The 6,015-nt window shown below is 71.9% G+C and carries 4 protein-coding genes and 1 pseudogene; 4 read left to right on the forward strand and 1 reads right to left on the reverse strand.

Going from position 1 to position 6,015, the window contains the following annotated elements:
* Positions 1 to 52: 52 nt before the first annotated feature.
* A pseudogene (locus ACWGJB_RS22940) lies at positions 53 to 262 on the forward strand (phosphorothioated DNA-binding restriction endonuclease); the annotation flags it as partial.
* Positions 263 to 344: 82 nt separating this feature from the next.
* Positions 345 to 1,274 carry a hypothetical protein gene (locus ACWGJB_RS22945; RefSeq protein ID WP_453382243.1) on the forward strand — a complete coding sequence of 310 codons (930 nt, stop codon included), beginning with the start codon at positions 345 to 347 and terminating at the stop codon, positions 1,272 to 1,274.
* A 124-nt stretch (positions 1,275 to 1,398) separates the two neighbouring features.
* Here the strand turns inward: ACWGJB_RS22945 and ACWGJB_RS22950 are convergent, their stop codons facing one another.
* Positions 1,399 to 1,653 carry a hypothetical protein gene (locus ACWGJB_RS22950; RefSeq protein WP_453381987.1) on the reverse strand — a complete coding sequence of 85 codons (255 nt, stop codon included), beginning with the start codon at positions 1,651 to 1,653 and terminating at the stop codon, positions 1,399 to 1,401.
* Between the two features lie 253 nt (positions 1,654 to 1,906).
* On the opposite strand from ACWGJB_RS22950, the gene ACWGJB_RS22955 reads away from it, so the two are divergent.
* Together ACWGJB_RS22955 and ACWGJB_RS22960 are read left to right on the forward strand one after the other, a co-directional pair.
* Positions 1,907 to 2,797, forward strand: a complete 891-nt coding sequence (locus ACWGJB_RS22955; RefSeq protein ID WP_453381988.1) for a class I SAM-dependent methyltransferase — start codon at positions 1,907 to 1,909, stop codon at positions 2,795 to 2,797.
* Between the two features lie 54 nt (positions 2,798 to 2,851).
* Positions 2,852 to 6,015: ATP-binding protein (locus ACWGJB_RS22960; RefSeq protein ID WP_453381989.1), on the forward strand; the 3,164-nt coding region annotated here is incomplete at its 3' end.

The raw sequence follows: 6,015 nt of genomic DNA on the forward strand, positions 1-6,015 counted from the left end.
TTTCGTCGGCTGGACGCCTGTTCCTGACGCCCTGCGCGGGCTTCGTCGACCGCAACTGCTGGTGGAGTACGGTCCGGCGCGCGGGACAACGCCCGCCGATCCCTTCCACCACCTGGTCAGCGACCAGGTGTGGGAGATCCGGACCGAGCGCGGCATCGGCAGCCCCGGCACGGGAGTACGGGAACTGCGGGCCGGCGGCGCCGCCGGGCAGCTGGCCCCGGACCTGCGGGTGGCGCTGCGACGGGAGCCGTCGCTGCTGGGCTGTTCCGCTCCCCCGCCGCATGGGCAACCCAGCCGTTGTCCGTCCCTGTCGCTAGCATCGCGGCAGTCTCTGGGGAGGAAGCATGGGTTATTCAGGCGATTTTGTTCTGGTGCGCAGCGATTCTTCGTTGACGGATCTGCCTGTATTCGACGACCCGGAGTGGTGCATCGAGGAGCGCACCGAATGCTTCCACGAGTGCTGGCCACGCCCCGGGGGCTGGCGGACGCTGCAAGTGAATGACCATCTGCCGGAGAACGGCGACGACCGGTGGCTGCACCGGCTGGTCACCGTAACCGGCTCGCCAGTCTTGATCGCAAGCGTCATGGACAGCGATGTCTGCTACGTCCGCGGTCTCACTCCGTCCGGGGTAGCCTGGTCGACCTTCCTCGATCCGGTGATGGCCGCCGACTACGAGGTGTCGGTGTCGCCGCCTTCGGAGGATGAGGCGCCGCAGGGGGAGACCGACAAGGACAGGAGGGTCCGCTGGTTGCTCGCGGACGTGCCCCGGACAGCGGAGCAGATAGCGGTCTGGGCAGCCGAGAGCGGGTTTACCGCGGACCGTGATGCGCTACGTGTGGTCCTGACCAAGAGGGCGGACCCGCTCGTGGAAAACCTCCTCTTCGAACTGATCGATGCCTGCGGACTACCGCCGGCCGAGCCTGTCCGAGAAGATCCCGCGGCCGTTGACCACCCTGCGCACCCAGGCCACCGCCCCGAACAGAGCTGCCCACGCGGCGCCGGACTGGAAGCAGCGGTGTTGAACCTCCCCCGTGACGGGCACCTTGTGTTGCAGTGCGCCGCGGAGGCGAACTGCTACGCCCAGGTCTGGCTCCGCCCTGACGGCACCTACCAGCTCGAACATCGTGATCGCGGTCCCGCCGAGCACTATCAGACACGGACACTCTCAGCGGACAAGGTCATCGCAGCCCTGGCGGGCTGGGCAGCCGGCGAGATCGCCTGGCGGAATGCTTTCCAGTGGAACTCGATCGGCTCCTGGTTCAGCGATTCCTAGCCGAGCGGTCACGCGAAACGCTCGGCTGGGGAATCCCAGCCGAGCGTCTGCGACAGCCCCTCGAATTCGCCGTCATGGCGTGGGGCCTTTGGCATCTACTTCGGGGCCAACACCGGCAAGTCGACTACCAGCCGTGATCGCAGTCGGAACCGATGTCGGTGAACTGCGCGCCTGGGCTGCCTTCGCCGTTGATCAGGTTTCCGCCCAGGCCGTTGAAAATGCCCACCTCACCGAGGATGTCGAGGTTCAGGTCATGGGACCTGCACCCGCCGCCGCCCTGCACGCTGTTCGCGACCTGGGCACTGGCAGGGCTGACACCCATGAAGCTGACACCACTTATGATCGCGACCGCAACGGCAACCTTGCGAAAACTGTTCATTTTTCCTCCTCGGGACAAGTGGAGCGCACCATCAGAAGATCCACTCAGCGCTCATTTCGGAGGCTAGATCGACATCCCGCCCGGCGCTCATCGGGGAAGCCATCCGGGGGTTCTGAGGGCCGATCGGTCGATGCGGCTTCTTCCGGCCGGGGAGTCCGGGGCGGCCAGGGGCGGGTGGTCTGGATGTCGTGACCGGGGCGGGGCACGATGCGTTCCAGAGGCCGAGCACTCTCATCGTGGACAGGGAGATCGTGTGGACGGTATCCGCTACGACGTCGCGCCTTCCGTGCGTGCCGTCTACGGGCCCCAGGACCTCAGCTCCGCACCGGCGTTCGGGGGCGGGTTCATCAACTTCGGTCACTGGGAGGGGATTCCGCTCGACGGGCCCCTGACCGCCGAGGACCGGGTGCGGAGCCAACAGGATCTGTACCGCCGCGTGCTGGGCACTCTCGACGGGGCCGACGCCCATGCCGTCGAGGTGGGCTGTGGGCTCGGGCTCGGCGCGGTACTCGCGCTGGAGGAGTACGGGTTTGCCTCCGTGACCGGACTGGACGTTCATCCCGAGCAGGTGGAGCGGGCCCGGCGGGCCAATGCCGGAGTGCTCGGGCGGGTGCCGGAGCGGCTTCGGTTCGTTCAGGGGGCGGCGGAGGAGATGCCGTTCGAGGAGGGGCGGTTCGGGTGTCTGTACTCCGTTGAGGCCGCCCAGCACTTTCGTGACCTGGGCGCGTTCGGGCGTGAGGCCGCGCGGGTGCTGCGGCCCGGTGGGCGGCTCGCCGTCACCAGTTTCTTTCTGCCGGTCGGCGCCGATCACATGGGTGCCGAGGTCATGGGTGCCGACCACATGGGTGCCGGGAATGTGGGTGCCGATCACATGGGTGCCGAGAACGTGGGTGCCGAGCTGGCCGCGCGGCTGGACAGCTTCGCGTCCGGGCTGGACGTGGCCCACCCGCTTGTCTCGCTGCTCGACGCCCTGGACGCTGCCGGCCTGACCGACGTACGAGCCGAGTCGATCGGTGGTCATGTCTGGGCGGGTCTGGATCATTTCCTGTCCGGCATCGACCTGCCCGTGCAGTGGCCGCGGAACTTCCTGCCAGCCTATCGCGACGGACTGCTGGACTACTACGTCGTCTCCGCACGGCGTTGAAGGAGAAGTGGCCGCCGGCCCCGTTTCACCCCACCCCCTGACTACTCTGCACGGGTGACCACCGAGCTGATCCTGCTGCCCCGAGTCGCCTGCCGTGGACGGGAGATCACCGCGCCCCGGCTGCGCGGGCTGCTGGCGCTGCTCGCGCAGGATCTACGCGGTGGCTGCAGCACCGGCCGGCTGGTGGAGGGGCTGTGGGCGGAGGAGCTGCCCGAGCGGCCCGGCAAGGCCGTGCAGATCCTGGTGTCGCGGCTCAGGTCGCAGCTGGGTGCCGAGCTGATCGTGAGTACGCCGACGGGGTACCGGCTGGCGCTGGAGGAGACGCAGGTCGACAGTTCGGCTCTGCTGCTGCACGAGGCGGGCAGTGCCGAGCGGGCGCGGGCCGGGGACCACGAAGGCGCCCTGGCACAGGCCGAGGCCGGGCTGGCGCTCTGGGACGGGAGCGCGGGCGCCGGTGCGGGTGAGGACCTGCACGATCCGCTGGTGGCGCTGCGCGCCGGGCGGGTCCGGGCGCATCGCGCCCTGGTCCGGGCCCGGGCGCTCGCGCTGGCCCGGCTGGAGCGGCGGGCGGAGGCCGCGGCGCCGCTGGCCGCGCTCGCCCGGGAGCTGCCGCGGGACGAGGAGGTGCTGGCGGAGCTGCTGCGGTGCGAGGCCACGACCGCCGGGCGGGCCGCGGCGCTGACCCGGTACGACGCCTACCGCCGCAGGCTGCGGGACGAGCTGGGGACCGACCCGGGGCCCGGGATCAGATCGGTGTACCAGGAGCTGGTGCGGGCGGACGTGCCGCGGGTCCGGCACGGGGTTCCGCACGAGCCGAATCCCCTGCTCGGGCGAGACACGGATGTCGCCGCCGTGGGCGGGTTGCTGCGCACGTCCCGGGTGGTGAGCGTGGTCGGTCCCGGCGGTCTTGGCAAGACCCGGCTCTCGCACGCGGTGAGCCGCGCGGCCGAGCAGCCCGTGGTGTACTTCGTCACCCTCGCCGGTGTCCTCGTGGACGACGACGTGGCCGGCGAGGTGGCCTCGGCCGTCGGCGCCGGGGAAGGCGGCCGGTTCAGCGGGGGCGGGGACGCGGTCAGCGGCATCGTCGCCGCGCTGGGCACGGGACCCGCGCTGCTGGTGCTGGACAACTGCGAGCAGGTGATCGCCGGCGCCGCCGGTCTCGTACAGACGCTGGTCTCGCGGTCCAAGGAGCTGCGGGTACTGGTCACCAGCCGGGCTCCGCTGGGGCTGACCTCGGAGTCCGTGTACGCCCTGCCGGAGCTCTCGCCGGGAACGTCGGTCGAGCTCTTCGGGCAGCGGGCGCGGGCCGCCCGGCCGGGTGTGGAACTGCCCGCCGACCAGGTGGCCGAGATCTGCCGGCACCTGGACGGGCTGCCGCTGGCCGTGGAGCTGGCCGCGGCCCGGGTGCGGGTGCTGTCGGTGGCCGACATCGCCCGCCGGTTGCAGGACCGTTTCACGCTGCTGCGCGGCGGCGCCCGGGACGCGCCCGAGCGGCATCGCACCCTGCGGGCCGTGGTGGAGTGGAGCTGGAACCTCCTGGAGCCCGACGGCCAGGCCGCGCTGCGTGCCCTGTCGGTGTTCCCCGGCGGCTTCACCGAGGAGGCGGCCGAGTACCTGCTCGAGGAGAGCGGGGACGTGCTGGCCCTGCTGGAGCAACTGGCGGGTCAGTCCCTGCTCAAGGTGGGTGACAGCCCGTCCGGGGTGCGTTTCCACATGCTGGAGACGCTGCGGGAGTTCGGTGCCGGGCGGCGCGCCGAGGCCGGCGAGGAGGCGGCGGTGACCGGCCGGTTCCTGGTCTGGGCCCGGGAGTTCGGGCGGGCCCACCACGACCTGCTGTTCAGCCACCGGCCGGGGCCCGCCTGGAGCCGTATCCGCGCCGAGCAGGACAACCTCGTCCTCGCCCTGCGGTACGCGCTGGCCCGCGCCGACGGACCCACCACCGCGGGCGTCACCGCCGTACTGTCCTCCTTGTGGTCCACCGGCTCCCACTACGGCCGGCTGGCCTCGCTGGCCGCCGACACCGCGGGCCCCCTCTCCCACTTCCGGCCCAAGAACCCCGCGGACGTGGAACCGGCCCGCAGCGCGGCGGCGGTGTGTGCGGCAAGTCTCTTCATGGGCCACGGCCCGCACGCTGTCCGCCAGTTGGCGACCCTGCGCCGACTGCCGCCCGCCCAGCCGGACACCGTGCTGCGGGCCCTGTCCGTCGTGCTGTGCGCCGTACCGGAGATACGGCCGCCGGAGTTCGCCCGGCTCCAGCAGTTGTGCGAGGCCGAAGAGCCGATGCTGGCGGGCATCGCCTCGGCCGTCGCCAGCTACGTCTGGGAGGCCGGGCACGACATGGAGCGGGCCCTGGAGAGCGCCCGCCGGATGCTCGACGCGCTCGCTCCGCTGAACAACCCGGCCATGCACCTGCTCAGCCACGGCCGGGTCAGCGAGCTGTGCCTGCAGTCCGAGCGGGGCGCGGAGGCGTACGACCATCTGCGTGCCGCACTGAGCGCGCTCGACGCGTTCGGCGACGGGTCGGACACCCTCGGCATCCGCTGGGGGCTGGTGCTGGCCTGTCTGCACAAGGGCGAGATCGACGAGGCCGAGTACTGGCTGGGCCTCGCCGCCGCGGACCAACCGCCGGAGTCGGACCAGGTATTCAGCCCCGAGCTGCCGGCCAGGGCGGAGATCGCGCTGGCCCGGGGACTGACCGAGGTCGGGCTCGGGCTGTGGCGCCGGGCCGCGGACCGGGTACGGCAGGCCGGTGCGCTGTTCGCCGACGATCCCTTCGTGGACTCGTGGGTCCTTCAGCTGCAGTCGGCGGCGGTGGCCGCGCACGCGCAGCACGGCCGGCCGGATCCGGTCGCCGCGCTCACCGGGGAGTTGGGGGCGTACCTGCTCGGACTGCTGGCCGGTGGCCCCTCCGACGGTTCACCGGCCGACGGGTCGCCGGTGGAACTGCCGGTGTACGGCACGCTGTTGCTGGCGCTGGGACACGCCCGGCTGGCCAAGGGCGATCCGGCGGCCGTACGGCTGCTGGCGCTGTCCGAACGGATGCCGGTGGTACGGGAGTTCCCCACCCTGTCCCTGGACCGCTCCCGGGCAGCGGCCGAGAACGCGGACCGGGGGGGGGGGGGGGGCGGGCGGGGGGGGGGGGGCCGCGGCCCGGGGGGGGGCGCAGCGCCGGGCGGCCCGCCCGCGCCCGCCACGAACGACCACGGCGGTGGGCGAGC

The sequence above is a fragment of the Streptomyces sp. NPDC054813 genome (genome assembly GCF_053611365.1).

Excerpts from the sequence above, each read along its gene's own strand:
- ACWGJB_RS22945 (WP_453382243.1), top strand. The coding sequence starts at position 345 with ATGGGTTATTCAGGCGATTTTGTTCTGGTGCGCAGCGATTCTTCGTTG.
- ACWGJB_RS22950 (WP_453381987.1), bottom strand. The coding sequence starts at position 1,653 with ATGAACAGTTTTCGCAAGGTTGCCGTTGCGGTCGCGATCATAAGTGGT.